Origin of the sequence: Pseudomonas sp. P5_109 (assembly GCF_034009455.1) — a bacterium.
In the GTDB taxonomy this organism is placed as follows: Bacteria; Pseudomonadota; Gammaproteobacteria; order Pseudomonadales; family Pseudomonadaceae; genus Aquipseudomonas.
This window is the reverse complement of the sequence record NZ_CP125380.1, coordinates 2,331,346-2,355,164: the sequence shown is the minus strand read 5'-3', so window position 1 is coordinate 2,355,164 and position 23,819 is coordinate 2,331,346. Positions and strand designations below refer to the sequence as shown.

Annotated in this window: 23 protein-coding genes and 3 pseudogenes; 13 read left to right on the top strand and 13 right to left on the bottom strand. The window is 54.6% G+C overall.

Annotation, left to right across the window (positions count from 1 at the left end):
• Positions 1–453 precede the first annotated feature (453 nt).
• Positions 454–1,050, bottom strand: a pseudogene (locus QMK54_RS31190) (methyl-accepting chemotaxis protein); the annotation flags it as partial.
• A gap of 261 nt (positions 1,051–1,311) precedes the next feature.
• A pseudogene (locus QMK54_RS31185) lies at positions 1,312–2,244 on the bottom strand (cache domain-containing protein); the annotation flags it as partial.
• Between the two features lie 1,026 nt (positions 2,245–3,270).
• Here QMK54_RS31185 and QMK54_RS10715 point away from each other — a divergent pair.
• Complete coding sequence (locus tag QMK54_RS10715; RefSeq protein ID WP_223508412.1) at positions 3,271–3,849, top strand: flavin reductase family protein; 579 nt, start codon at positions 3,271–3,273, stop codon at positions 3,847–3,849.
• A gap of 96 nt (positions 3,850–3,945) precedes the next feature.
• Here QMK54_RS10715 and QMK54_RS10710 read toward each other — a convergent pair whose 3' ends face one another.
• The 4 genes from QMK54_RS10710 to QMK54_RS10695 form a co-directional block, all read right to left on the bottom strand.
• On the bottom strand, positions 3,946–5,238 hold the full coding sequence (locus QMK54_RS10710; protein ID WP_223508411.1) for an NAD(P)/FAD-dependent oxidoreductase: 1,293 nt from the start codon (positions 5,236–5,238) through the stop codon (positions 3,946–3,948).
• 103 nt (positions 5,239–5,341) lie between these two features.
• Positions 5,342–6,085 carry an SDR family oxidoreductase gene (locus QMK54_RS10705; protein WP_320402476.1) on the bottom strand — a complete coding sequence of 248 codons (744 nt, stop codon included), beginning with the start codon at positions 6,083–6,085 and terminating at the stop codon, positions 5,342–5,344.
• A 74-nt stretch (positions 6,086–6,159) separates the two neighbouring features.
• Positions 6,160–7,263, bottom strand: a complete 1,104-nt coding sequence (locus QMK54_RS10700) for an alkene reductase (RefSeq protein WP_223508409.1) — start codon at positions 7,261–7,263, stop codon at positions 6,160–6,162.
• A gap of 53 nt (positions 7,264–7,316) precedes the next feature.
• Positions 7,317–7,898 (bottom strand): TetR/AcrR family transcriptional regulator, encoded by a 582-nt coding sequence (locus QMK54_RS10695; RefSeq protein ID WP_223508408.1) that lies wholly within the window; start codon positions 7,896–7,898, stop codon positions 7,317–7,319.
• A gap of 229 nt (positions 7,899–8,127) precedes the next feature.
• On the opposite strand from QMK54_RS10695, the gene QMK54_RS10690 reads away from it, so the two are divergent.
• From QMK54_RS10690 to QMK54_RS10680, 3 genes are all read left to right on the top strand, one after another.
• Positions 8,128–8,661 carry an SDR family oxidoreductase gene (locus QMK54_RS10690; RefSeq protein ID WP_223508407.1) on the top strand — a complete coding sequence of 178 codons (534 nt, stop codon included), beginning with the start codon at positions 8,128–8,130 and terminating at the stop codon, positions 8,659–8,661.
• A 216-nt stretch (positions 8,662–8,877) separates the two neighbouring features.
• Entirely contained in the window at positions 8,878–9,930 is a 1,053-nt protein-coding gene (locus tag QMK54_RS10685; protein ID WP_320402475.1) for an NAD(P)-dependent alcohol dehydrogenase, read from the top strand.
• Between the two features lie 86 nt (positions 9,931–10,016).
• Positions 10,017–10,370, top strand: a complete 354-nt coding sequence (locus tag QMK54_RS10680) for a LysR family transcriptional regulator (RefSeq protein WP_320402474.1) — start codon at positions 10,017–10,019, stop codon at positions 10,368–10,370.
• A 57-nt stretch (positions 10,371–10,427) separates the two neighbouring features.
• Here QMK54_RS10680 and QMK54_RS10675 read toward each other — a convergent pair.
• Positions 10,428–10,553, bottom strand: a pseudogene (locus QMK54_RS10675) (LysR family transcriptional regulator); the annotation flags it as partial.
• Between the two features lie 174 nt (positions 10,554–10,727).
• Here QMK54_RS10675 and QMK54_RS10670 point away from each other — a divergent pair.
• A complete protein-coding gene (locus QMK54_RS10670) occupies positions 10,728–11,363 on the top strand; it encodes a TetR/AcrR family transcriptional regulator (RefSeq protein WP_223508404.1) in 636 nt (211 codons plus the stop codon).
• 86 nt (positions 11,364–11,449) lie between these two features.
• Here QMK54_RS10670 and QMK54_RS10665 read toward each other — a convergent pair whose 3' ends face one another.
• Positions 11,450–12,652 carry a pyridoxal phosphate-dependent aminotransferase gene (locus tag QMK54_RS10665; protein ID WP_223508403.1) on the bottom strand — a complete coding sequence of 401 codons (1,203 nt, stop codon included), beginning with the start codon at positions 12,650–12,652 and terminating at the stop codon, positions 11,450–11,452.
• Positions 12,653–12,999: 347 nt separating this feature from the next.
• Here QMK54_RS10665 and QMK54_RS10660 point away from each other — a divergent pair, with 347 nt between their 5' ends.
• From QMK54_RS10660 to QMK54_RS10635, 6 genes are all read left to right on the top strand, one after another.
• A complete protein-coding gene (locus QMK54_RS10660; protein ID WP_223508402.1) occupies positions 13,000–13,641 on the top strand; it encodes a TVP38/TMEM64 family protein in 642 nt (213 codons plus the stop codon).
• An 81-nt stretch (positions 13,642–13,722) separates the two neighbouring features.
• Positions 13,723–14,106, top strand: coding sequence for a nuclear transport factor 2 family protein (locus QMK54_RS10655; RefSeq protein WP_223508401.1), 384 nt, complete (start codon positions 13,723–13,725; stop codon positions 14,104–14,106).
• Between the two features lie 65 nt (positions 14,107–14,171).
• Positions 14,172–14,558 (top strand): nuclear transport factor 2 family protein, encoded by a 387-nt coding sequence (locus tag QMK54_RS10650; protein ID WP_223508400.1) that lies wholly within the window; start codon positions 14,172–14,174, stop codon positions 14,556–14,558.
• A 63-nt stretch (positions 14,559–14,621) separates the two neighbouring features.
• On the top strand, positions 14,622–15,293 hold the full coding sequence (locus QMK54_RS10645; protein ID WP_223508399.1) for an NAD(P)-binding oxidoreductase: 672 nt from the start codon (positions 14,622–14,624) through the stop codon (positions 15,291–15,293).
• Positions 15,290–15,934 carry an NAD(P)H-binding protein gene (locus QMK54_RS10640; RefSeq protein ID WP_223508398.1) on the top strand — a complete coding sequence of 215 codons (645 nt, stop codon included), beginning with the start codon at positions 15,290–15,292 and terminating at the stop codon, positions 15,932–15,934. Before QMK54_RS10645 ends, QMK54_RS10640 begins: the two co-directional genes overlap by 4 nt.
• 44 nt (positions 15,935–15,978) lie before the next feature.
• Entirely contained in the window at positions 15,979–16,422 is a 444-nt protein-coding gene (locus QMK54_RS10635) for an SRPBCC family protein (protein ID WP_223508397.1), read from the top strand.
• Positions 16,423–16,471: 49 nt separating this feature from the next.
• On the opposite strand, the gene QMK54_RS10630 is transcribed toward QMK54_RS10635, so the two are convergent.
• The 3 genes from QMK54_RS10630 to QMK54_RS10620 all read right to left on the bottom strand — a co-directional run bounded on the left by QMK54_RS10630 (position 16,472) and on the right by QMK54_RS10620 (position 19,066).
• Positions 16,472–17,053 carry a TetR/AcrR family transcriptional regulator gene (locus QMK54_RS10630; RefSeq protein WP_223508396.1) on the bottom strand — a complete coding sequence of 194 codons (582 nt, stop codon included), beginning with the start codon at positions 17,051–17,053 and terminating at the stop codon, positions 16,472–16,474.
• Positions 17,054–17,196: 143 nt separating this feature from the next.
• Positions 17,197–17,583: a nuclear transport factor 2 family protein gene (locus QMK54_RS10625; RefSeq protein WP_223508395.1), complete on the bottom strand. Its 387-nt coding sequence runs from the start codon at positions 17,581–17,583 to the stop codon at positions 17,197–17,199.
• A gap of 37 nt (positions 17,584–17,620) precedes the next feature.
• A complete protein-coding gene (locus QMK54_RS10620; RefSeq protein ID WP_320402473.1) occupies positions 17,621–19,066 on the bottom strand; it encodes an APC family permease in 1,446 nt (481 codons plus the stop codon).
• A 456-nt stretch (positions 19,067–19,522) separates the two neighbouring features.
• Here QMK54_RS10620 and QMK54_RS10615 point away from each other — a divergent pair, with 456 nt between their 5' ends.
• Positions 19,523–20,536 (top strand): helix-turn-helix domain-containing protein, encoded by a 1,014-nt coding sequence (locus QMK54_RS10615; protein WP_223508393.1) that lies wholly within the window; start codon positions 19,523–19,525, stop codon positions 20,534–20,536.
• 63 nt (positions 20,537–20,599) lie between these two features.
• Positions 20,600–21,475: a LysR family transcriptional regulator gene (locus tag QMK54_RS10610; RefSeq protein WP_223508392.1), complete on the top strand. Its 876-nt coding sequence runs from the start codon at positions 20,600–20,602 to the stop codon at positions 21,473–21,475.
• Positions 21,476–21,536: 61 nt separating this feature from the next.
• On the opposite strand, the gene QMK54_RS10605 is transcribed toward QMK54_RS10610, so the two are convergent.
• Together QMK54_RS10605 and QMK54_RS10600 are read right to left on the bottom strand one after the other, a co-directional pair.
• Positions 21,537–22,406: an isocitrate lyase/PEP mutase family protein gene (locus tag QMK54_RS10605; RefSeq protein WP_223508391.1), complete on the bottom strand. Its 870-nt coding sequence runs from the start codon at positions 22,404–22,406 to the stop codon at positions 21,537–21,539.
• A gap of 381 nt (positions 22,407–22,787) precedes the next feature.
• Complete coding sequence (locus tag QMK54_RS10600) at positions 22,788–23,816, bottom strand: ABC transporter permease (protein WP_320402472.1); 1,029 nt, start codon at positions 23,814–23,816, stop codon at positions 22,788–22,790.
• Positions 23,817–23,819: the final 3 nt, after the last annotated feature.

Here is a 23,819-nt window from a genome sequence, read left to right as displayed (position 1 = left end):
GAGAGTCTTACTTTTTCACACTTGATAACGTCATTCGCCACAGGCAGTTTCTGCTAATGCTTGGTAGGCACCATGCTTGTTTGCCTTTAAACCCAATATTGCGATTCAACAATCTATAGCGACGATCCCTCGCTCACCATCCTGGCAATGCTCCAATCGAACACTCAGCTCCTGACTGCCAACTAGGAGTACCAAATTGCTTCACTGTCCCGACGAAGACGCGCTACGTGCGATGCTGGAATCGCAAGTCCAAGAGAAACTGCAGCACGACCTAGACGCAGTGATCACCTATGCCGCCAAACCTGTACCTGAACGAAAGCCATACATCAGCAAACTCACAATTCAGGACAAAGCATTTCACAGAGAACTCGAGCAAATGCGTGCAGGTGCATAAACGAGGGGTTTAATTTATTTATGAAGTCGAAATCTGTAAACGGGCTTTACTGAGTTTTATCAAGTCCGAAAACGTCGTACCAAGCTGTCCAACTCACTGGAGAGTCCAGCCAAACCATCGGAGTTAAGTCGCGCAGATTCCGCTAATTCGGCCACCCGCTGTGCATCTTCATGAATCTGACTAATGTGCATGTTGATACCTTCGGCTACCTGATGCTGCTCTTCGGCAGCAGTGGCGATTTGAGTGTTCATGTCCCTAATCACGTCCACAGAATCCCGGATCTGTCCGAAGCTGGTCCGCGCCACGCCGATACGATTAACCGACTGTTGCGAAACCTCCAGGCTGGCGCGCATTTGGTGGGTGACAACACCAGTGCGTTTGGCCAGGTTGCCTAGCAAACCGTCGATCTCTGCAGTAGAGTCGGCAGTGCGCTTGGCCAGCGCACGGACTTCATCAGCGACCACGGCAAATCCACGCCCCTGCTCGCCAGCACGGGCCGCCTCGATGGCGGCGTTGAGCGCCAGCAGGTTGGTCTGCTCGGCGATCGAACGAATCGTCCCGAGGATCGACTGGATGTCATTGCTGTCAAGCTCCAGTTGCTGCATCGACTGAGCGGACTTTCCGATTTCCAGGCTCAGTTGATCGACGCTGCTGACCGCTGCATCAATCTGTTGCTGCCCCTCGCGGGCCTTTAGCCAACCGCTGTCGGCTGAGTCGGCGGCTTGGCTACAGGAACGCGCAATTTCATTCGCGGTGGCGACCATTTCATGGAACGCAGTCGAGACCATGTCCACTGCCTCACGTTGACGCCCGGCGGCTTCAGCCATGTCGCTGGAGACCTGGGTCGAACTACGTGAAGTAGCGAGGATATTTTTCGCAGCCTGGCCGATGCTGTGGATCAGGCCGCGGATGGCGGCCAGGAACTGGTTAAACCAGCTAGCCAACTGCGCGGTTTCGTCGTTCCCGCGCACTTGCAGGTTCTGCGTTAGATCCCCCTCACCTTGGGCGATGCCCTGCAAACCGCTGGCGACGCTGCGAATCGGTCGAACAATCAAGCCAGCAAAGCTGGCCCCGACCAGGGCAAACACAAGCGCCAGCACCCCAGCAATCAAGGCGATCAACCAGGCAAGTTGGGTCGCGGAGCTCATGACCTCCTCGTGCTTGATCAGGCCGACGAAGCTCCAGCCCAATCGCTCGGAAGGCCAAACATTGGCCATGTAATGCTCGCCATTCAGTTCGACTTCAACCACGCCTTTGCCGGCCTTAGCCAACTGTTCGTACCCCTCGCCGATTTCCGCTAGATTCTTGAAGTTGTTCCCTGGCTGTTGGGGGTCTACCAATACCTTGCCATCGCGCTCGACGAGCATCAGATAGCCGCTTTCACCGAGTTTGATTTGTTTGATTATTTCAGTGAGCTGCTGGAGCGACACGTCGATACTGATCACGCCGCTGTTGCTACCCAGTTGGGTATCAATACTACGAACGACACTGACATAGACGGCATCTTTAGGGGCGAAGTAGTACGCGTCGGTGCGCACGGTCTTGCCAGGATTACTCTGCGCGGACTTGTACCAAGGGCGCTCACGAGGATCGTAACTGGCACGCTTCGGATTGTCCGGCCAGGAAACGAAGCCTCCGGCACTGTTGCCGAAAATAATATTGGAGTACGCCGGGTGGCTACTGGCCAAGTGCGCATAGAACGCAAAGACGTGCTTATCTAGCGCGCCTTGCGGGATATCAGCGGCGTTCGCGCCGGTATAGTTTTTAAGGCTGCCGTCAGTGTCTTTCAGTAGCGGTTGGGAGGCGAGATACTCGACGTTCTGGCCGATACCTTCAAAGTACAACTGCATGGCATTGTCGACCTGACGGATTTCACGGTTACTGCCATCTATAAAACTGTCGATTGCTTCAGTGCGCAGATTCATGACAACGAGCGTCGCGACCACGCAGATGGGAAGGCAGGCGATGACAACAAACGCCCAGGTCAATTTCTGTTTGACGCTCATCTACACTCCAGAATTTTATTAAGTCTTTTTTGCAAGAGCATTGCGTAGAGGGATGCGGCGCTGGCGGTGGTAGCAGCTTATTTACGCGAAGGTGGAACCTTACCGAGCACTAACAAATAAAAAAAACAATAATTATTTATAATCTACACAAATATAAGTTATCAATTCTTGCCTGCTGAAATCGATCACTACCGACAGTCTTTTGTCAGGCAACCCGATATTTGTCGCGTTTTCATTTTATCTAATTTAACAGCAAGGTCGCGGATCGCGGCATCTACTCGCGAGTTGATCGGCAAGGATTGTTTCAACGGTGTCGAGAGCTTGACCGCCGCGACGCAATCAGAATTCTTGACACTATATGTAGTGATCGCTATAGAATATTAGCGTTATAGGTAGCTATCGCTTCACATAGGGTTCGGCCTTGCGCATCCGTTTAACGGTTGGTAGAGCCCCCTGCATCATCGTGAGAGACCAAGTCGGCGTGCAAACGCAGACCTAGGGGCCGATTTGGGGATTCGGCTCTGGCTAGGCCGTGCTCGCCGACGCGAGCCAATCCGACTCACCTCAGGGACAGGGTACGCTGCAATGGGGTGGTATCTATGGACACACTTGGCACCTCAACCCCGTGACCAAGTTAACCGTAGTTGCCCTGACCAACACATCTTTCGTAGTCATGTCTGGAGCGTTTCCACTGGCGGTTCGTTATACCGTCTATGGGCATACCGAACCCCAAAAAGTTATGACACGCAGCCCATCAGGATGAGGGTTATGAGAAACGTATTTGTTTCAGGTTGCGCAGAATCGACCTCCGCATGAACTCACCCTGCCCCGGTCCAGCGATGGGATCGGGGCATTGATTTAGGAATTGAAATGGACGAACACATTGCCGCCGTGCCTCTGGAAAAGGCATACAGGCTCATCAATCACGGCCCGACCATACTTGTATCCGCTCAAAATGAGGGTATGAAGAACGTCATGACCGCCGCGTGGGCCTGCGCACTCGACTTTTCACCGCCAAAAGTGACCGTGGTTTTGGACAAGATGACCAAAACCCGTGAGCTGGTAGAGCGCAGTGGCGTATTCGTTGTCCAGGTCCCGACCGTGGCACAGCTCAAACTGACGAGCGACGTCGGCAGCTCAAGCCTGTTCAATGATCCCGACAAGCTTGCTCATTGCGGTGCAGAGATGTTCGACATCAATAGTTTTAACGTGCCATTCGTTGCAGGCTGCTCCGCTTGGCTTGCATGCAAGCTGTTACCCGAGCCACACAACCAGACGACTTATGATTTGTTTATCGGCGAGGTCGTTGGTGCCTGGGCAGACACACGTGTCTTCAAGGACGGGCACTGGCACTATGAAACCGCCAACCCGGATTTTCGTAGCCTGCACTACATTGCAGGAGGGCACTTTTACGCAATCGGTGAAGCGGTGAATATCGACGGGAAGTAAATTCCCGAGCAAGCGCCCGCCCCTGTCGGATCACCGCACTAATAGGGTGAATGAGCGCAACGCCCGAGTGGCGCTGCGCTTAAACATCGTTACAGCCTAGTGCAGCTTCAACCGCGGCTCAGTCCCTCGACCAATCCGATTGCCCAACATCAGCAACAGGGTCGGGAACAGGCCATACAAAGCGGCCTGGTGCATGCGGTACAACGACGCATAAAACACCCGCGCCAACCATCCTTCGAGCATTACGCTGCCGGTCAAATTACCCATCAGGTTACCCACCGCCGAGAAGCGAGATAGAGAAACCAATGAGCCGTAGTCCTTGTACTCGTAGGTCGGCATTGGCTTACCTTGTAGCCGGGCTTTCAGGCTCTTGGAGAGCATCGACGCCTGTTGGTGAGCGGCTTGAGCCCGGGGCGGTACGTTTTGCTCACTGCCAGGCTGTGGGCACGCCGCACAGTCACCGAAAGCGAAGATATTGTCGTCAAGTGTGGTCTGCAAGGTCGGGCGTACCAGCAGTTGGTTGATGCGATTGGTCTCCAGGCCGTCGATATTCTTGAGGAAGGACGGCGCCCGAATGCCAGCAGCCCAAACCTTCAGGCCGGCCTCAATCACATCGCCGTTACGGGTCTTGAGATGCTCGGCGGTGACTTCACTGACTGTAGCGTTCGTCATCACCCTCACGCCGAGTTTTTCAAGGGTTTGGTGCACTGGCGTACTGATGCGATTCGGCAGCGCCGGGAGCACTCGCGATCCGGCCTCGATCAAGGTGATGCGCATGTCCTGCGGCTTAATGCGATCTAAACCATAAGCAGCCAACTCATGAGCAGCGTTGTGCAGTTCGGCAGCCAATTCCACACCGGTTGCACCCGCACCGACAATAGCCACGCTGATGTTCTCGTTTTCACTCCCCGCGTGGGCGCGCAGATAATGGTTGAGCAACTGCTGATGGAAGCGCTCGGCCTGTTCACGCGAGTCAAGGAACAGGCAGTGCTGCGCAGCACCCACGGTGCCGAAGTCGTTGGTGTTGCTGCCCACGGCGATGACCAGAGTGTCGTAGTTCAGGGAACGTTCCGGCACCAGCTCATGCCCGGCTTCGTCGAGGGTAGCCGATAGCTGGATTTGCTTGGCGGTACGGTCGAGCCCGCTCATGCGGCCAAGTTGGAACTGGAAGTGATTCCACTTGGCCTGGGCCACGTAGTTCAGCTCGTCGTCGTGAGCGTTCAGTGAACCGGCGGCCACTTCATGCAACAGAGGCTTCCAAATATGGGTCAGGTTGGCGTCGACAAGGGTGATGTGAACAGCGCCACGCTTGCCCAGGGTCTTGCCCAGGCGCGTCGCAAGCTCCAGACCGCCAGCGCCACCGCCGACAATCAAAATACGGTGTGTCATTGAAAGGTCTCATTGTTTTTACGGGGGGAGACAGGAAAGATCCTGTAGCACCCGGACACCGTGCATCGCGTGTCCGGGCTTGGTAGGTGTTGCTGGGTTCTGCTTACCAATCCTGGCGGCTAGGCGAAATGATCACCTCGTTGACGGTGACGTTTGCAGGCTGGTCCAGGGCATAAACCACCGCTTTACCAATATCGTCAGGTGCGATGGCAATCTTGTTCAGCTCTTGGGCAGCCTTGCGCCCTGCTGGATCGGTAACTTTGTCTGCCCAACCGGTATTGGTCACACCCGGGCTAACGGTGTTAACCCGAATTCCGTGGTGGACACCCAGTTCCTTGCGCATCGACTCAGTCATTGCCTGAACGAAGAATTTGGTCGCGCTGTATACGCCAGCCGAAGGACCCACTTGGTGGCCCGCTACGGAATCCATGTTCAGGATCTGACCAGACTTCTGTTTCAGCATGAACGGCAGCACAGCCGCGACGCCATTCAGGTAACCCTTGATGTTCACGTTGATCATCTTTTCCCAATCATCGACGGCCAGGTCCACCCAAGTGGAAAACAGCATCAGGCCGGCATTGTTGATCAGGATGTCTACCGAACCGAAGGAGTCTTGAGCGAACTGAGCCAACGCCTTCATATCTTCCAGACTGGTGACGTCGCTGACACGACCCACCGCCTCACCACCGTTCGCTTTCAGCTCGCTCACAATGGCATCCAGACCTTCTTGATCCAACGCAGCTGCGACAACTCGAACGCCTTTCGCGGACAGGGCGCGAGCCGAAGCAGCACCCAGACCTGAAGATGCGCCAGTGATGATGGCTGTCTTGTTTTGCAAATAGTTCATGGGAGTTCCTCTCGATAGTGACTGCCCGCACGTGTCGGGCAGTGGGTTGGGGTATCGCGGGTGTCGGTTATTAATCAGTAGTTGCCGACAGGCCAGTCGGTGTAGCCCTTGGCTCCACCGCCGTAGAACGACTCACGCGGTGCAATGGTGAGCTCGGCACCACGACGCAGGCGTTCGACCAGGTCAGGGTTGGAAATGAACAGACGGCCGAAGGCAACCGCGTCGATCGTGCCCTGCGCTCGACGCTCGATCGCCATTTCCAGGTCGTAGTTGTTGTTGCCAATGAATGGACCCGTGAACTGTGCGCTCAGAGCGTCCATATCCACGCCCGCTGGCACCTCACGGGAAGTCGCGGTAGCACCCTCGACGAAGTGCAGGTAAGCGAGGTCGAATTTGTTCAATTGCTGAATGAGGTAGCCATACATCGCCATCACGTTGCTGTCTGGCGGCGTGTTGCCGGCATCGGGCGTGACGGGCGACAAGCGAATGCCCACGCGTTCATTGCCCCAGATTTTGACGATCTCTTCGGTCACTTCCAGGGTGAGGCGCGCGCGGTTCTCGATCGACCCGCCATATTGATCGGTGCGGTGATTAGTCGAATCACGCAGGAATTGATCCAGCAAATAACTGTTGGCTGAGTGAACCTCTACGCCATCAAAACCAGCGCGTTTGGCATTTTCGGCGGCACGCTTGTACTGCCCAATGATTCCCGGGATTTCATCGGCTTCGAGAGCCCGAGGCGTCGACACAGGAACAAAACCATTCACGGTATAGGTATCGCCTTCGGCCTTGATCGCGGAAGGAGCGACCGGCGCGGCGCCATATGGCTGCAACTCCACGCTGGAAAACCGGCCCACATGCCAAAGCTGGCTGACGATCTTGCCGCCCGCGGCGTGCACTGCGTCAGTCACTTTTTTCCAACCAGCGACCTGCTCATCGCTCCAGATACCTGGTGTCGCAGCGTAGCCGCGTCCCTGAGCGGAAATATTGGTTGCTTCAGCCACGATCAAGCCTGCACTGGCCCGTTGGGCGTAGTACTCGGCGTGCAATTCATTGGGAATGCCATCTTCGGCATAGCGGCTGCGTGTGACGGGCGCCATTACGATGCGGTTGGCAAGTTCCATCGCCCCAATGGTGACGGGAGAGAACAAGTCAGTGCGGTTACTGTTATCTGTCATGGTGAACCTCAAATAAATAGACCAGTCGACTAGTAAACTGATAAATAAAGTGACTACGACAAGAGTCGCTTTGCCATGGCTAGAGAGTTTTCAAAAGCACTGCTGCGTTTGCCAATCTTCATCATCAAAGAGGCACCGAGCCAAATCTGATAGAGCGACTGCGCAAGCGTCGAGTTAGGAATGGCGGACGTGATCGAGCCATCTGCGTGACCCTGCTCGATGCAGCGCTCCAGCCGCATGTGAACCGCTTGCGTCCCTTTGTCGAGCACCAGGCGCATACCTTCGGAAAGGTCACACACCTCAGCGCCTAATTTGACCACCAGGCATTTGTCAGTCGGTAAATCTGAACATTGGGTTTGCGCCCAGTAATGGAAATAACCAAGCAACCGATCAGCTGCCGGGGTGGTGCCGGCCAGCAGCGAATCGACTACCGCGAGGTAGTCGGCAAAATACTGTTCAAGCAGCGCTTGGCCGAATTCATCCTTGGATTTGAAGTAGTGGTAGAACGAGCCTTTCGGTACTTGTGCTGTAGCCACCACTTCGGCCAAGCCGACACCGGTATAGCCTTTATGGGTCATCAACGTCCTGGCGATATCCAGGATGTGTTGGCGTGTTTCGGAATGACGTTTTTTCATAATGGCGCCACTCTAATAACAAACAGACCAGTCGTCTAGTAGCTATTTCAACGATCACATCCACGCCCGACCAACGGAGCCGATATGCCGGGAAGCGTCAGCTCGAGTGAACTGGTATGCAACTACTCCTGCATTTTTTGCATTATATAAATGCTAATTCCATAAATTATCTCTCTTTGTGCACCTGTTAGCCTTGATTACACGCGTCACCCCGTTATCAAGGACTCACATGAAAACTTTTCTAAGCATCGGTACTGGCCCAGGAATCGGATTTTCGACAGCCGAACGTTTCGCCCGTGAAGGCTATCGTGTGGTGCTCAGTGCTCGAAATATGGATAGGACGCTCGCACTCGCCGAACGTTTGATATCCCAGGGCTATGAAGCCCACACCCGCCAAGTTGATGCCGGTAATGCACAGGATGTAACGGCGCTGGTGACCCAGGTCGAAGCGCAATTTGGCGCATTGGATGTGCTGCACTACAACGCCGCGATCATTCGGCAGGCAACTGTCGCTGAACAACCGGTCGATACCTTCAACAGCGATCTGGCTGTGAACATTGGTGGAGCACTAGTCGCCACTCAGACGGCCCTGCGCTCGATGTACAGTCGCAACGCCGGGACCCTGCTGCTGACCGGTGGTTTTTTCGGGACCACTCCAAATCCTGACTTTCTTTCTCTGAGCCTGGGTAAAGCCGTATCCGATCGCTGGCGCTCGGCCTGTTTGAACCGGCCAAAACCCAAGGCATCCATGTCGCAACCGTGACGGTCGCCGCATTCGTCAAACCGGAGTCCGAGGAAGCCCTTGGCGTCGCTGAAGCATTCTGGACATTGCACAGCCAGCCAAAAGAAAACTGGACCGCGGAAGTCACCTTCTCTCGCTGATTGCCCCCAAGGATAGCGTACCAACGCATCCCATGAATTCACGTTTGGTGCCGCCCAACGCGGCGCCGTACCGTTTTTGACGCATCAGGAATTCGCTATGCAATACAAAGCTTATGCAGCGCAATCGCCCACGACGCCCTTGGCCCCGACCAACATCCCTCGACGCCAAACCGGTGAAAGGGATGTGGCGATCGAGATTCTCTACTGCGGCGTTTGCCATTCCGATCTGCACGCCGCGCGTGGTGAGTGGCCTGGAATGCGCTACCCACTAGTTCCGGGACACGAGATCATCGGTCGAGTGTCTGCCATCGGCGCATCAGTCTCGAACCACCAAGTGGGAGACATCGTGGGCGTTGGATGCATGGTGGGCAGCTGCCGCCATTGCCAATCTTGCGACGACGGTCTGGAACAGTATTGCGAAGGTCCCCATGGTTGGCAGCAGACATACAACGGCTGGCTTGACGGCAGTGGCGAAAATACTTACGGCGGTTACGCCGATGGCATCACCGTTGACGAACACTTCGTGCTGAAGATTACGCACCCTGAATCGAAATTGGCGGAGGTAGCGCCGCTTCTTTGCGCAGGCATCACAACCTGGTCTCCACTTCGCCACTGGAAGGCGGGGCCCGGCAAGAAAATCGGCATCGTCGGTATCGGTGGTCTCGGCCACATGGGCATAAAACTGGCTCATGCGATGGGCGCCCATGTCGTAGCGTTTACAACCTCCCCCTCCAAAATCCAGGACGCGCGCGACCTTGGCGCCGATGAGGTCGTTGTCTCACGCAATCCTGAAGAAATGGCAGCCCATACCAAAAGCTTCGACTTCATCCTAAACACCGTCGCCGCACCTCACGACCTCGACGCATTCATGAGTCTGCTCAAACGCGACGCAACCATGACCATGGTCGGGGTGCCCGACAGCCCTCACCCATCGCCTGGTGTAGCCAATCTGATTTTCCAGCGCCGTCAGCTGGCCGGGTCGCTGATTGGGGGCATTCCTGAAACTCAGGAAATGCTCGATTTCTGCGCAGAGCACGGCATCACTTCACATGTCGAAATGATCGAAGTGAAGGACATCGAATTGGCGTTCCAACGCATGCAAAAGAGCGATGTGAAGTACCGCTTTGTCATCGACATGGCAACCATTTGATTCGCCCGGGGCGGATCGGAATCCCTGGATCTGGTGCCAACCGCCCCGGGACAGCCAGGACTCACGCCATGTACAAAGGAAACAGGATGGTCGACAAAGTCTCCAGCGAGACAGCAACCTCTTCGTTCAACGCCGGATATCTCTCACAATTCAACCTCAATTGTCTGGTGATATTTGCCACTCTTTACCGAGAAAAAAGCGTTACCCGAACGTCGGAGCTTTTGAAAATAGGGCAACCCGCTGTCAGCAATAGCTTGTCCAAGCTAAGGCTGGCGTTTCAAGATCAACTGTTCCATCGAAAAGAGGGGGCAATGGCTCCCACTCAGGTCGCCGACAATATGGCGAAGCTTCTGATACCGCTTTTGAGCGGTATTCAGTGCGTGCTGGAACAACATACGGATAACGATCGGGGGCGCGGGCCTGCTGTGTTGAAACGGTGAGATTAAAAGCGTGCTGCAAAAGCTGAGTACGAAACGATCACAAGCCCCAATACCCAGTCAACTCTGATCAGGTAAAGCCCTCGCCGGAAATGCTTGCCCATTCAGCTTTTCCATAACCATTGCAATGAACGCGGATACCGCCAACGGCAAATGTTGCCGACTGGGGTAACGCACACGTAAGCCGTCACCCGCGCTGTGGTCATTCGGTAGCACAGAGTGATAAACCCAATCGACTGTCTGCTATGAAGTGGCTAGCAAGGCCGGTATCCATGCCTTTTGTGTATCATTCGATTCTACAGACCATAACTGAGCAGTTTCTTCAGCTGATTGGCCCTGCATCATCGAGGCAACGCACGAATGACCGACCCCATACCCACGCTGGCCGTGCGCCCTAAAAAAGGACGTCCACGCGCCTTTGATCGCGAGCAAGCCCTGTTTAATGCGCTCGAAGTGTTCTGGAAACGCGGATACGAACCGGCCTCCGTGGCGGAATTATGCACGGCCATGGGCATCAACCCGCCAAGCCTCTATGCCGCCTTTGGCAATAAATCAAAGCTCTTCCTCGAAGCGGTCAATTATTACGAGGCCAGATTCTGGGATGCTACCTGGGAACGCATGGATAGCGAGCCGGACCTGTACCGTGCCATCACCGATTTTTTCCATTCCGCTGCTGCGATCGTCACTGAGCCCGAGGCACCATGCGGCTGTATGGTCGTATTGGCGGGTGTCAATGTGTCAGAGAGCGCTCAAGAGATCACCAACGCCCTCAAGGCACTTCGCCAGGAAGGTCGGGACTATCTGCAGCAGCGCCTCGACCGCGCCGTGGAAGATGGGCAACTGGCGGCTGATGTTGACACCCTAATCCTTGCCGCCGCGCTGAATACACTGTTGGAAGGCATGTCGTTGCAGGCGCACGATGGACTTTCACGACAAACCCTGGAAGGTATCGCGGCAACGGCCATCGGCATGCTGCCATTACCTGCAATTCGCTAACCCAAGGAATACTCGTAGCGCTTGCTCTTTCGACAACGGCAACCTCTCGGCCTCAGCGCTAGCCTCGGTATCATCCGGAAAGCAGATCAGACGAGCTTGTCACAAGCCTGGCGTATCCGCGAACAAGCGTGTTCAAGCACTGCTGTGGAGGTAGCAAAGGAAATTCGGAAGTACCCCTCCAAACCAAATGCACTCCCCGGCACGACCGCCACCCTGGCCGCCTCCAGCAAATAGCGACTGACCTCAACATCATTGGTGAGCTCGACACCCGCAGGCGTCTTGCGCCCGATAAGGCCGGCACAAGAAGGAAACAGATAGAACGCCCCTTCGGGACGGCGACACATCAAGCCGGGAGTATCGTTGAAGGCATCCAGGCACAGATCTCTGCGCTGGCGGAACACTTCGTTGCGTTCGGCCAGGAAGTCAATCGGGCCATCCAGAGCGGCAACCGCGGCGGCTTGGGATATCGCGCAGGGATTGCTGGTGGTTTGGGATTGGATAGTTGCCATGGCCGCTATCAAATCCTTTGGCCCGCCGGCGTAACCGATGCGCCAGCCGGTCATCGAGTAGGCTTTGGACACCCCATTTACTGTCAGAACACGATCGCGTAACGCCGGCACCTGCGAAGCCATGGTGGAAAACATCCAGCCGTCGTAACTGAGGTGCTCATACATGTCATCCGTCAGCACATAGACCTGCGGATGGCCGAGAAGCACGGCGCCCAATTCCTTCAGTTCAGTCGAGCTGTAGCCGGCCCCGGTTGGATTGCTCGGGGAGTTCAGGATCACCCACTTGGTTCGCGCAGTAATGGCCTTCTGGAGCTGAACTGCCGTGATTTTGAAATGTTGATCCGCCGGGCAACTCACCTCCACCGGGGTCCCCCCCGCCAAGCGGACCATGTCCGGGTATGACACCCAATAAGGTGCGGGAATGATGACCTCATCTCCCGGATTGAGAGTGGCCAGCAAAGCGTTGATCAGGACTTGCTTGCCACCGGTCCCTACGCTGATTTCACTGGTGTCATAGGTCACGCCGTTTTCGCGCTGAAACTTGCGCACGATCGCCGCCTTGAGCTCCGGGGTGCCATCGACATCGGTGTAACGGGTTTGTCCTGCATCAATCGCAGCCTTTGCCGCTGCATTGATGTGGTCGGGTGTCGGAAAGTCGGGCTCTCCGGCCGACAGACTAATCACATCAACACCTCGGCGGCGCAATTCAGCCGCCTGCCGTGTGATCGCCAGCGTTGGTGATGGTTTGACCGCGTGCAGCAGATGTCCCAGCAATTGCATGAAGCCACCCTTCAGTTGTTGTTGATTGCTGAAGGGATCCTAACGGGCTTAAAACAGCAATAAAAACAATATATTTCTGTGTATTACATCATATTTATTTGCTTATTGTCCCCTGCGTACTGCCCCGCTCTCCCGTCCATCCAGGCGTTTTGTCAAAGAACGATGCAGCGAAGCGATCAAACGCCTTGACACTATCTGTAGTGATCACTATAGAATAAAACCTAATATATAGCGCTCACTACAAATAAATTTTATATCAACGCCGTTCGGATGCGGTCGGAGCACCCAATGCTGCAATGTGCCATGTCATTCACCGTAGACCTATGGGTGTGCGCGGAGTCGATGGTGTGATCGAAGTGATCATGCAGTCAGCCACCCAATGGGTTGAGGCTTTGCGCTCAATGGGCGGAACAGGCAGCGCCTTATATGCACTGGTCTTCCTGCTGGCAACAGTGGCCTTCGTGCCCGCCTCGCCCCTTACGGCCATTGCCGGATTTTTATACGGACCGGTAGGGGGGACTCTGCTTGTGTCGCCTGTCGGTATGGCGTCGGCACTGATCGCATTCGTCATGGGGCGCACTTTTTTGCGCCCATTTGTACTGAGACGACTGGCAACTCGTCCTCGGCAAGCCGCGATTGACAGAGCGCTCGCCCGAGATGGCTTTCGAATTGTCTTGCTTCTGCGCCTGGCTTCCATCGTGCCCTTCGCCCCTCTGAGTTACGCCCTCGGCGCAAGCCGTATCAGTGCTCGGGACTTTCTACTGGCGTCCTGGCTCGGGCTGCTGCCAGGCACTTTTTTGTACGTTTATCTGGGGTCACTGGTTTCCAGCATCAGCGACATCCTCAGTGGCGAAGCCACTGCCGGCAATGCAACCCACGTGCTGACTGGAATGGGTTTGGCGGCAGCGGTACTGGCATTGCTAAGCATCGCTCATTGCGCACGCAAGGCCGCCAACCAATCCATCGAGAAAGCGTTGAAGCATGAATGAACGGTTGAAACCGGCCCCCTCAATTCAGGTTTCGGCGTGGACCGAGCCTTGTCACTCCCCCCTCAAATCAGGAGAAACACCATGACCAAGCCGACCTACGTGCAGGAATACAACGCCATCGTTGATGTGCTGAACCAGTACAACGAAGGTGGTAAACAGGCCAAGAGCAACATCATGAAACCGGCCTTCAGCGAGCAGGCGACCATCTTTGGAGTCGATGCCGATCACAAATTGGCGGGCGGCCCCATCCAGGGCTTGTTCGACATCATCGACAGCGCGTTTCGTCCATCGCCTGAAGCCCAGGGCGTCATTGTCAATATCGATATCGTCGGCACTGCCGCCAGTGCTCGCATCGACACCAACGATATCTCCGGCTTCTGCTTCACCGATTTTTTCAACCTGCTGAAAGTTGAAGGCAAGTGGACCGTGGTGAGCAAGATCTACCACACCCACGTTGCCCCTTAACCTTAGCGCCCTTAGCGCAAGCCAAGCGGGCGCCGCGGGCGCCCGGCCCAAGAAGGATATTGACGATGAGCAAGAACATCAAAGCGGTACCTACCCAGGAATACAACGCCGTTATCGCCGTCGCCCAGCAGTATGCCGACAGCCTCAAAGTAGGCAGTGCAGACGGTTTGGCTGAAGCCTTTCACAACGATGCGGTCATGTACGGCTTCACCAACGGCAAGCTTTTGGGCGGCTCGATCACCAACCTGTTCGACTTCGTCCGTAGCAACGGCAAGGCACCGGACATCACCACTCGCCTCGACATCCTGGCCATCACGCCTACGACCGCGGTGGTGCGTGTGGACATGGAAAATGATGCAATTGGCGCCGACTACAACGACTACCTGACGTTGATCAAAATCGACGATAGCTGGAAAGTCATCGCCAAGGTCTACCACCAGTTCGAAGGCTGATCAGTCTGTATCGGCCCGCCGTAGCGGGCCGGTCTGTGCCGCGTCGCTCGATCAGGAGGAACCATGAACACAGTTTTTATCGTCGGTGGTGCGGGCAAAGTCGCCCGACGCCTTGCCCAGCAACTGGTGGCACGCGGTCACGAACCTCGCTCGCTCTACCGTCATTCGGAACAAGCCGAGGAGCTCAAAGCACTGGGCGCCACACCGATCGCCGGCAGTTTGCTTGAACTCGATGCGAAGGGTCTGGCTGGACTCATGACCGGCAGCGACATCGTGGTATTCGCGGCCGGTGCTGGCGGCAAGGGCGGATCGCAAATGACCAACGCCATTGATGGCCGCGGACTTGAAGTGGCCGTGGCGGCCGCCCGGCGTGCGAACATCAAGCGCTTCATTCTGGTATCTGCCTTTCCGGAAGCCTCACGTGGCGAAACTGTCTCCGAGACCTTCGAAAACTACATGAAGGTCAAGAAACTCGCGGATATCCATCTGGCCGAGACTGATCTTGACTGGGTCATCGTGCGTCCTGGCACGCTACGGGATGCACCCGGCACCGGCAGAATCCGTGCAGGCCTCGCAATCCCCTACGGCGATGTGCCCCGCGACGATGTAGCGGCGACCTTGCTACAGATTATCGAAAGGCCCGCCGTGAACCGAATCATCATCGAACTGACCCAGGGCGATACACCGGTCGGTGAGGCGATTGAGCGACTCACTCACGATTGGAGCCAACAGTGAAATTGCTGCTCATCGGTGCGAGCGGATTCGTCGGACGCCATGTTCTGGAACTGGCACTGTCGGATCCACGCGTCAGCGTCGTATACGCTCCGACACGCCGTGCATTACCTCAAGACCCGAAGCTCATCGCTCCTGACATAGATTTCGACCGCCTCGACCAGCAAGCCCCTTGGTTGCATGTCGATGCGGTGATCTGCACGCTGGGCACGACCCTCAAAACGGCTGGGTCCAAAGCGGCATTCAAGCAAGTCGACCATGATTATCCGCTGGCCATTGCCCAACTGGCACGAGCGCATGGCACTCCCACTTATGTGCTCAATTCCGCCATCGGCGCAAATGCCCAATCCCCTTTCTTTTACAACCAGGTCAAAGGTCATCTGGAAAAGGATCTGGCGGACTTGGGCTTTGAATCGCTGACGTATGTGCGGCCAGGGGTCATTGGTGGAAAGCGTGAGGAAGTTCGTAATGGAGAACGCGCGCTGGTGTTCTTCCTCAAGGCGGCATCTGCACTCTTACCTGCACGTTGGCGGCTCAATCCGCCTTCTGCCATCGCTCATGCATTGCTGGAGGCGGCCATTGATCCTGCCTCTGGCGTTCATGTGGTGCCGTCTGACCGTCTGGTCCAGATCGGCAAGCAATAACGAATTCACATTTGCAACATAACGACAGACAGAGGTTTTAAACCATGGCAAAAGTTGAGTATTGCGCCCTCATTGACGGCGAAGCCAGTCGTGTCTGGGATGTGCTGAAGCAATTCGGCCAGATCAGCAAGTGGCACCCTGCGATTCCTGAAAGCATTATCGAGGATGGCCAACCTGACGGACTGGTTGGCTGTATTCGCCGACTGACCTTGCAAGACGGAGCGGTTCTGCGCGAGAAGTTGCTGGCGGTTGACGAAACCAACCTGCTGTTCTCCTACCGCTTCGAAGAGGCGCCGCTGCCGGTGGACAACTATGTGGCCATCGTGAAGCTGCTGCCACTGACAGGACAAAACAAGACTGTTGCCCTGTGGTCGGCAAGTTTTGATACCCGCGATCCCGATCCAAAGGGCGAGCAGACTGCTGTTATTCAGTCACTGATTGTCGGTGGGCACGAAAGCCTTCAGCGCTATCTGAACGAGACGGCGTAAGCAAAATGCCCCGGACAAACCTGCGGTTGCCGGGGCATTTGACTCAGGTCTACGACAGAAGACGTCGACTCATCTCAAGCGCACCATCAAACGGTTGCGGGGTTCTGCCAACCTTGACGAGCAACGAGGCGCCTAACCACATCTGGTAAAGTCCTTCTGCCAGCGTCGGTGCGTCAGCGGTTGCCACGATGGACCCGTCCGCCTTCCCCTGCTCAACGCAACGTGTAATCCGCTGAATGATCAGCGCGGTGCCTTTTTCGAGAACTGCGCGCATGTTTTCGGACAGATCACAAACCTCTGCACCTAATTTGACCACCAGGCATTTCTGGTCGGTGTGATCGAATGCCTGCGTCTCAGCCCAATATCGCAGATAGCTTAGCAGCCGCTCAGCCCCTGTACCCTCCCCGGCCAGCAGCAAATCGACCCGCGCGATGTACTCCTGAAAGTACTCATCAAGCAGGGCCTGGCCAAACTCGTCCTTGGAGCGGAAGTAGTGATAGAAGGAGCCTTTGGGCACCCCAGCCGCAGCGAGGATTTCGGTCAGGCCGACGGCCGTGTAGCCCTTATGGGTCATGAGCGCTCTGGCAACATCAATGATGTGCTGACGCATGTCGTGGAGGGGTTTTTTCATAATGCGCCGCATGCTATCAAAAAATCGATCAATCGTCTGGTGCCTGGGGACGCAGTTGTTTGTTCGAACTTTCACATGGGTGCATGTTAATGCGCAAAAAACTGCCCGCTTGAAAAGCGGGCAGCGTGCAAGCTGGCGGTCAATCAGTCCTGAAACTGGTGATACACCTTGGCGATCACCTTCCAGGCGCCATCAATGCGGATCAACGTCAGGTAATCGTTATAGTCAGCGCCGATGGCGTCCTGCTCCATGTCCACGCGCACTACGGCAGTGCTTGGCGTGATGGCCAGAACGTCCAGTCGGGTTGCGATGTTCGGCGCTTTACCATTGTCGCGAACGAACTGGTACAAGTTGCTGATCGAACCGCCCAGCAACTCTCCATTGGTGAAGCCATACATCACCGCTTCCTGATGAAACGCCTCCTCCAGGCGCTCAGGACTGCCAAGACGCAAGCCATCGACATATTTCTCGGCAACAGCAATGACCGCGTTATATTCACTTGTTGCGACCGCTTTAATATTTTTGCTCATGGATGCTCTCCGTCTTTAACGATAGGTATAAAAACTTTCAGCCTACTTGTTTTAATAAAGCGAACCGTGCAGGACTCATGACTTTCATCAGCAACGCTGCGATACACCCGACGACAAAGGAAACCATGACAATCATTTCCATGATGGATGCTGCAACTGCTGCATTGTCGCCCCCGATCAAAGCAGGCAAATTCTGAACCGCAACGATTAAACAAGCGACCAATCCGATAAGGCCGCCTATGGGTGCTACGACAGTATTCAAGACAGGGTGGAATTCAGCGCGCCTTCTAAAAAATACCAGTACAGACACGCAAGTCAGGGAGAGAATCACCATATAGCCGAGGGTTCCTGCTGTAGCACCCCAAGCGTAAATCTGTGTGACTGGATCCATTCCAATAATTGCGCATAGGGCGACCGCGAGTAAGGACAACGTCGTTTGCAATACAGAGGAGACAAAAGGCGAACCATGTTTCTCATGAACACTACCAAGCTTCGAATGCAACACCCCAAAGCGTCCCAACACGTACTGGTAACGAACTACGATATTATGCAGAGACAGCACGCACGCAAACAGACTGGTCACCAACAGCACCTGCATAACATCAACAAAAGCTTTGTTGGTATACCTTTCCACCATGGTCAAGTACATATCACCAGGATGTTCAGTCGCCTGCTGCACGACCTGTGACAGGCCAATACCGTTTACCTGGCACCACATGGATACAGCGTAAAACACGCCAATCAGGAACACCGCAATATAGGTTGCCTTGGGGATCGTCACATTGGGGTTTTTCGCTTCCTCCCTGTAGACCACCGTCGATTCAAAACCGGTAAAACAATAAATCGCAAACATGATCCCCAGACCCGGCGAACCTGAAAGAATGGTCGCCGATGAAAAAGGTTGCAGGGCATCCGAACCAATGGCCCCACTGCCTATAATCGCCGCATCGACCACCAGCACAATCACGATCTCGAGCACCAGCGCCACGCCCAAAAATTTGCTGCTCAATTCAATTTTCTGGTAGCCCAGAACACCGACAACGGCCGTAATCACTAGCGCAAGCAGCCACCACGAGATATTAATTCCCAAGGTAGTCAATAGAAGCTGAGACAGTGCGTAGCCGATATAAGCCTCCAGCGCGACCAGTATCATAAAATATGAAATCACTGCCATCGTCGCCGAGCCCAGCCCTATGGATCGACCCAGCCCTTTCTGGATATATGAGTAGAACGCTCCTGCATTGGTGATATACCTCGACATGTAGATAAATCCTACACTGAAGAGAAACATGATCACCGTTGCAACCATTGCATCAAACGGTGCCGCCGCCCCGTTACCCATCGAGATAATCAACGGGGTATTGGCCACCATGACCGTCAGAGGTGCGGCCGTTGCGACGACCATCAGCACTATCGAAGTGACACCCAAGGATCCGGACAGCCCCGGTTTATTATTAATAGTTTCAGGTTCTGAAGTGTGCATATTCGCCCCTATGGATATCTTTTCCATACAAATAGATCACTGAATATTCCAGACTTCCCTGCCCTGGCGGCGAGTTGGATTTTGTGGAGCGAGCAAACGGATTCAGCGCTCTTTAAACGTATCAAATCGCCGCTTCAGTAAGTCTGCATATGTCTCTATAGCGATGAGGCATCTGAGCCAGGCGCTGTGGGCTACCTGAAACTTTAGTTGTTTGCCTATCATCCACTTAGACTAAGTGCATTGCGTTCATTCTTACGCCTGGGGCGAAGGGTCCGCTATCAAATATCGGCGCGTCTTGATGCTCCGTGCCGCCCTTTTTCAAAGTGCACTAAAATGACACTTCAGCCGCGCCATTGCGGGGCATCCATGGAGCAGTGTCTATGTTTTAAATGCATGGAATGACTCCAGGTTGGAACGAAGATTGCTGCATGACAAGCAGTCCTCGGAGATTGCAAAATGCAGCAAAGTCCAAATACGACCTATTCGTCCTCGATCCCTGCGAGAGTGGCGTGCGTAAGGTCAAATGATCCGTTTCTACAATCGAGAATTCTTCCTGACTGGGAGCAGGATTACACCCAACTCTCATGTGGCAACTTCGAGGGAGGTGTCGCACGTGCCTCTCTCGGACGAGTCCAGGTATTCCGCGAATGGATCAATCAGGCCATTGACCAACGATCGGTTGCCGACACCGATATTCTGATGATTGGAGTCACCCTGCATCAAGGCACGTGTTCCTGGCAGAATCGAGAGATGGAAGCTGATTCGTTATTCATCATGCGCCTGGGGGAGGAAGCGCGCTTTCGTGCGACCGCTGAATCGGACATCCTCGCTGCGACCATCGACGCCTCGTTTCTCGAAACGCTTTCTCAAGGCCTCTACGGGGTTGGCACAAGCCGCCTGATCAACGGCGCGTGCATGCTCAAGGGGGATGCTCAAGGGATATCTCGATATAAATCCCTTCTGCTGTCGGCACTCGGCTCAGCAGTGCAGCACCCGGAATCGATGGACAGTGAGTCCGCACGACTACAGCTGTCCGAGGATGTGGCCGTAGCAGCGCTTCAAGCAATGGGGAGTCTGTCGGTAAACACAACACACTCACCCAGGGACCATCGAGTTCATCGAGCGATGGTGGACCGGGCGCGGTTGTTTATTTTGAGTCATCAGACAGGCAGCCCGTCGGTAGAGGATCTGTGTGAACACTTGCACATGAGCAGGCGCGGACTGCACAGCGCATTTATGCAAGTGGTTGGGGTAAATCCTTGCACCTACATTCGCCAGATCCGCCTTCACGAAGCCAGAAAAGACATCATTAATGGCGCGCCCTCGGTATCCGAAGCAGCCATGCGATGGGGGTTTTGGCACTTCGGAATGTTCTCTCAGTATTACAAAACCCAATTTGGGGAGTTACCTTCCGAAACGCATCGCAACCCTCCAGGCGTTGCAATGGGAACTTGGCCCCCATTGTCCTGACGCCTCACCAAACCCCAAAAAAAATAAATGTATTTCAGCCAAAAACACAATTAATATTTGCCAATGATTAAAGAACTGAAAACATTCATCGCCGTGGCGAGAGAAGGCACTTTTGCTGCTGCCGGTAGCAAAATAGGGCTTACACAAGCGGCAGTCAGCGCACAAATGCAACGCCTCGAGGCCGAGCTAGGGATCGAGCTGTTCGATCGCAAAGGACGCTCGGCTCATCTGAACCGAATGGGGCATCAGGTTTTACTGCAGGGGCAGGAACTGGTTCGTCAGTTCAGTAATCTGGGCACTACGACGGTAGGTCTCCCCGCCAGCGTTTTGGTCACTGTCGGTGCCATTGCCTCCGTGCAGCGCTCTTTTTTGCCAGACGCCCTCGCTCATTTTCATCAGCAATGTCCCGAATGCCGAACTCGCGTCATTCCTGGCTTGTCCATGGAATTGGTCAACCAGGTCGATTCTGGCGAGATCGATATGGCTGCAATCATCCGCCCTCCGTTCTCACTTCACAGCGATTTGCGCTGGACCACATTGGCACGTGAACCCTACCGCCTGATTGTCCCGGTCGACATGCCGGGCGATGACTGGTCCGAACTGGTTTCCAGCCAGCCTTTCATTCGCTATGACCGATCTTCTTTTGGTGGTCGGCAGGTCGATCGATTCTTGCGACAAACACATGTGTCTTTACGAGAGGTGTGCGAGCTCGATGAGCTGGACGCGATAATCAAACTGGTTGCCAATGGGGTCGGTGTAGCATTGGTCCCAGAAACAGCGACACATCAAGGATGGCCAGCAGATGTACGCGCTGTAGACTTGAAACAACGCACTTTCCACCGAGATATAGGCCTCGTACACCGCGCACGCAGAAGCCTGACGGAACCGGTGAAGGTGCTTGTTCAATTGATTACCGAACAGGTCCAGAAAAATCAATAAACACCGCCACGGCTAACTTGCGGTTTTTGGACTGGCAGGCATGACCGTCAAAAGTAATTCACTACTCATCAACGTTCATGAACTCTTTGGCCCACACCTGGAAACGCTCAGGTCGCGTATAGGTGTGGGTCAATTCTGTAGCGCTCAGGTCAGATGTGCTGCGAGTGACATTACGCTGTTCACGCAAACAGTCATATGTCGCTTTGATCGAAGCAAAATAGGCGGAATGGCCGGCAACAACAATCCGTACACCCAGCGAACCTAGACGTTCGCTGTCGCAAAGTTCAGGATTTCCATAAGTCACCAGCATCAGAGGGAGCGTCATGCCTTCGGCAATCTGCTCCAAATGCTCAAAATCCTTCACACCTACGAGGCAAATGGCATCTGCACCGGCATCTGTGTAGGCCTGAATACGGCTCGTCACTTGTGCGACGGATAACGAGCTTGCATTGGTACGGGCAATGATAGCGAGCTGCGAATCAACTCGAGATTCAACGGCCGCTTTGATTTTTCCGCTGCCCTCCTCAATGGATATGAGATCCGTTGATTTACGGCCAAACTGTGCCGGCAAGAGCGTATCTTCGATAGTCAGTGCGGCGACTCCAGAACGCTCCAGCTCAGCGACTGTACGCATGACATTCAGTGCATTGCCATAACCATGATCGGCATCGGCAATGATCGGCAGTTGTGCGACTCGTCCAATCCGCGTCGCCTGCTCTGCAAATTCACTCAGCGTAATGAGGGCGAAGTCGGGCGCAGCCAATACCTGCAGTGAAGCGACTGATCCGCCGAGAATGCCGACTTCAAATCCCAGGTCAGCAGCAATTCTTGCGGACATAGGGTCGAACACAGATGCAGTGTGATAACAGGCACATGATACGAGCAGCTTACGAAATTCGCACCGCAGCTCGTGATGGGAAACTCTGGACATAATCGCTCCTACTGATGACACACTACAGTTCTGAAACGATGTAAAGACTTCAGCGCTGACTGAAAAATCACTGTGACCGTACTTAAGGCATAAACCGGAGTATCGACGCGGTATATAGAAAAGTTACGTAATTACTCATTTTACGTAATGAAAAATCTATTAAAAAGCTGATATTTTTTTCTCTGATCATCAATTTTATCGATGAGTCAGTTCTGTGATTTGCGACCCGACTAGGCCTGTCGTGGCGAGATGGCGAGACACTGAGCCGGGGGCTGATCGTATACCGAGCAGGCCCACCATTTGCGGGGGGGGTCAAGTGGAACGCGAAGCGAGAGGGGCAAGGCGCCAACTGATCTTGACACCGCCCCTCACGGCTCCTTATCAGATTTGATTACGGATATGAGGAAGGCGTGCATATACCGCAACCATGGGTACGATTAGCAATCCAATCACTGCCTGCTGGCCTGCATAAGTCATCCCCATGCCAACCAGCAATGAACTCAGAACAGTGAGTACCAGTACACCCAAAACTGTGGCACCGTATCCCCCCGCGCCGCCCAGAAGTGACGTACCGCCGATGACCACTGCGGCAACGGTGCTGAATAGGTATGGATCTCCTACACCGACATAACCGCCCCCGGAAAATCCCAGCAGCAGCACCCCCGTCAGCGCTGACATCACACCGGCGATACCGTGCACCGCTGTCCACGTGCGTATTTCCGATATCTGCAGGCGTGATGCTGCAGTACGACTTCCACCGAGGGCATAGATACCCCGGCCAAACCAGGTGTTTTTCATAACCCAGATTATGGTAAGGCTAATAACTAACCAAATAATCACTACAGGTGGAATTGGCAGGCCAAAAAACTTTCCATTAAAAGCCGAGAAGTTAGTGAGCCACGCCGGAACCGGCGCGAAACTATTCCCTCCGAATGCAGAGCCAAGCGCTGTATAGATCTCGGTTGCTCCAACTACCGCGAAGCCCACACCCAATGACATGATCAGTGCCTGGCCTTGCAATCGATAGCTAAGCAAGCCATTGATACAACCAACCACCATCCCTAGCGCCAGAATGATGATGATCGCTGCGGCAGGCGGTATTCCGTTATTAAGCAGTCTAGGCAAAAGAATATTGGCGGCGCCGATCACAAATGGAATGGAAAGATCCAATCCACCCAACAGCGAAACCATTGTCTGCCCGATCGACGCCAAGCCCAAGAACGCAGCGAGCAACAGAATCGATCTAGCATTTTGCAAAGAAAGAAATCCACTTACCGTCAATGCACCGCACACTACAAGCATAATCAACAGCGCAGTACCGATGGCGATGACTCGATTCTCGCGCAGGCTATCGTGCAGTCGGCTCGCGGGGGCTAGCTTCAACTGCGAAAAAAGTCGGAACACAGTCATATG

Coding starts and splice junctions, on each gene's coding strand:
- QMK54_RS10715 (WP_223508412.1), top strand. CDS start 3,271: ATGGACGAACACATTGCCGCCGTGCCTCTGGAAAAGGCATACAGGCTC.
- QMK54_RS10710 (WP_223508411.1), bottom strand. CDS start 5,238: ATGACACACCGTATTTTGATTGTCGGCGGTGGCGCTGGCGGTCTGGAG.
- QMK54_RS10705 (WP_320402476.1), bottom strand. CDS start 6,085: ATGAACTATTTGCAAAACAAGACAGCCATCATCACTGGCGCATCTTCA.
- QMK54_RS10700 (WP_223508409.1), bottom strand. CDS start 7,263: ATGACAGATAACAGTAACCGCACTGACTTGTTCTCTCCCGTCACCATT.
- QMK54_RS10695 (WP_223508408.1), bottom strand. CDS start 7,898: ATGAAAAAACGTCATTCCGAAACACGCCAACACATCCTGGATATCGCC.
- QMK54_RS10690 (WP_223508407.1), top strand. CDS start 8,128: ATGAAAACTTTTCTAAGCATCGGTACTGGCCCAGGAATCGGATTTTCG.
- QMK54_RS10685 (WP_320402475.1), top strand. CDS start 8,878: ATGCAATACAAAGCTTATGCAGCGCAATCGCCCACGACGCCCTTGGCC.
- QMK54_RS10680 (WP_320402474.1), top strand. CDS start 10,017: ATGGTCGACAAAGTCTCCAGCGAGACAGCAACCTCTTCGTTCAACGCC.
- QMK54_RS10670 (WP_223508404.1), top strand. CDS start 10,728: ATGACCGACCCCATACCCACGCTGGCCGTGCGCCCTAAAAAAGGACGT.
- QMK54_RS10665 (WP_223508403.1), bottom strand. CDS start 12,652: ATGCAATTGCTGGGACATCTGCTGCACGCGGTCAAACCATCACCAACG.
- QMK54_RS10655 (WP_223508401.1), top strand. CDS start 13,723: ATGACCAAGCCGACCTACGTGCAGGAATACAACGCCATCGTTGATGTG.
- QMK54_RS10650 (WP_223508400.1), top strand. CDS start 14,172: ATGAGCAAGAACATCAAAGCGGTACCTACCCAGGAATACAACGCCGTT.
- QMK54_RS10645 (WP_223508399.1), top strand. CDS start 14,622: ATGAACACAGTTTTTATCGTCGGTGGTGCGGGCAAAGTCGCCCGACGC.
- QMK54_RS10635 (WP_223508397.1), top strand. CDS start 15,979: ATGGCAAAAGTTGAGTATTGCGCCCTCATTGACGGCGAAGCCAGTCGT.
- QMK54_RS10630 (WP_223508396.1), bottom strand. CDS start 17,053: ATGAAAAAACCCCTCCACGACATGCGTCAGCACATCATTGATGTTGCC.
- QMK54_RS10625 (WP_223508395.1), bottom strand. CDS start 17,583: ATGAGCAAAAATATTAAAGCGGTCGCAACAAGTGAATATAACGCGGTC.
- QMK54_RS10620 (WP_320402473.1), bottom strand. CDS start 19,066: ATGCACACTTCAGAACCTGAAACTATTAATAATAAACCGGGGCTGTCC.
- QMK54_RS10615 (WP_223508393.1), top strand. CDS start 19,523: ATGCAGCAAAGTCCAAATACGACCTATTCGTCCTCGATCCCTGCGAGA.
- QMK54_RS10610 (WP_223508392.1), top strand. CDS start 20,600: ATGATTAAAGAACTGAAAACATTCATCGCCGTGGCGAGAGAAGGCACT.
- QMK54_RS10605 (WP_223508391.1), bottom strand. CDS start 22,406: ATGTCCAGAGTTTCCCATCACGAGCTGCGGTGCGAATTTCGTAAGCTG.
- QMK54_RS10600 (WP_320402472.1), bottom strand. CDS start 23,816: ATGACTGTGTTCCGACTTTTTTCGCAGTTGAAGCTAGCCCCCGCGAGC.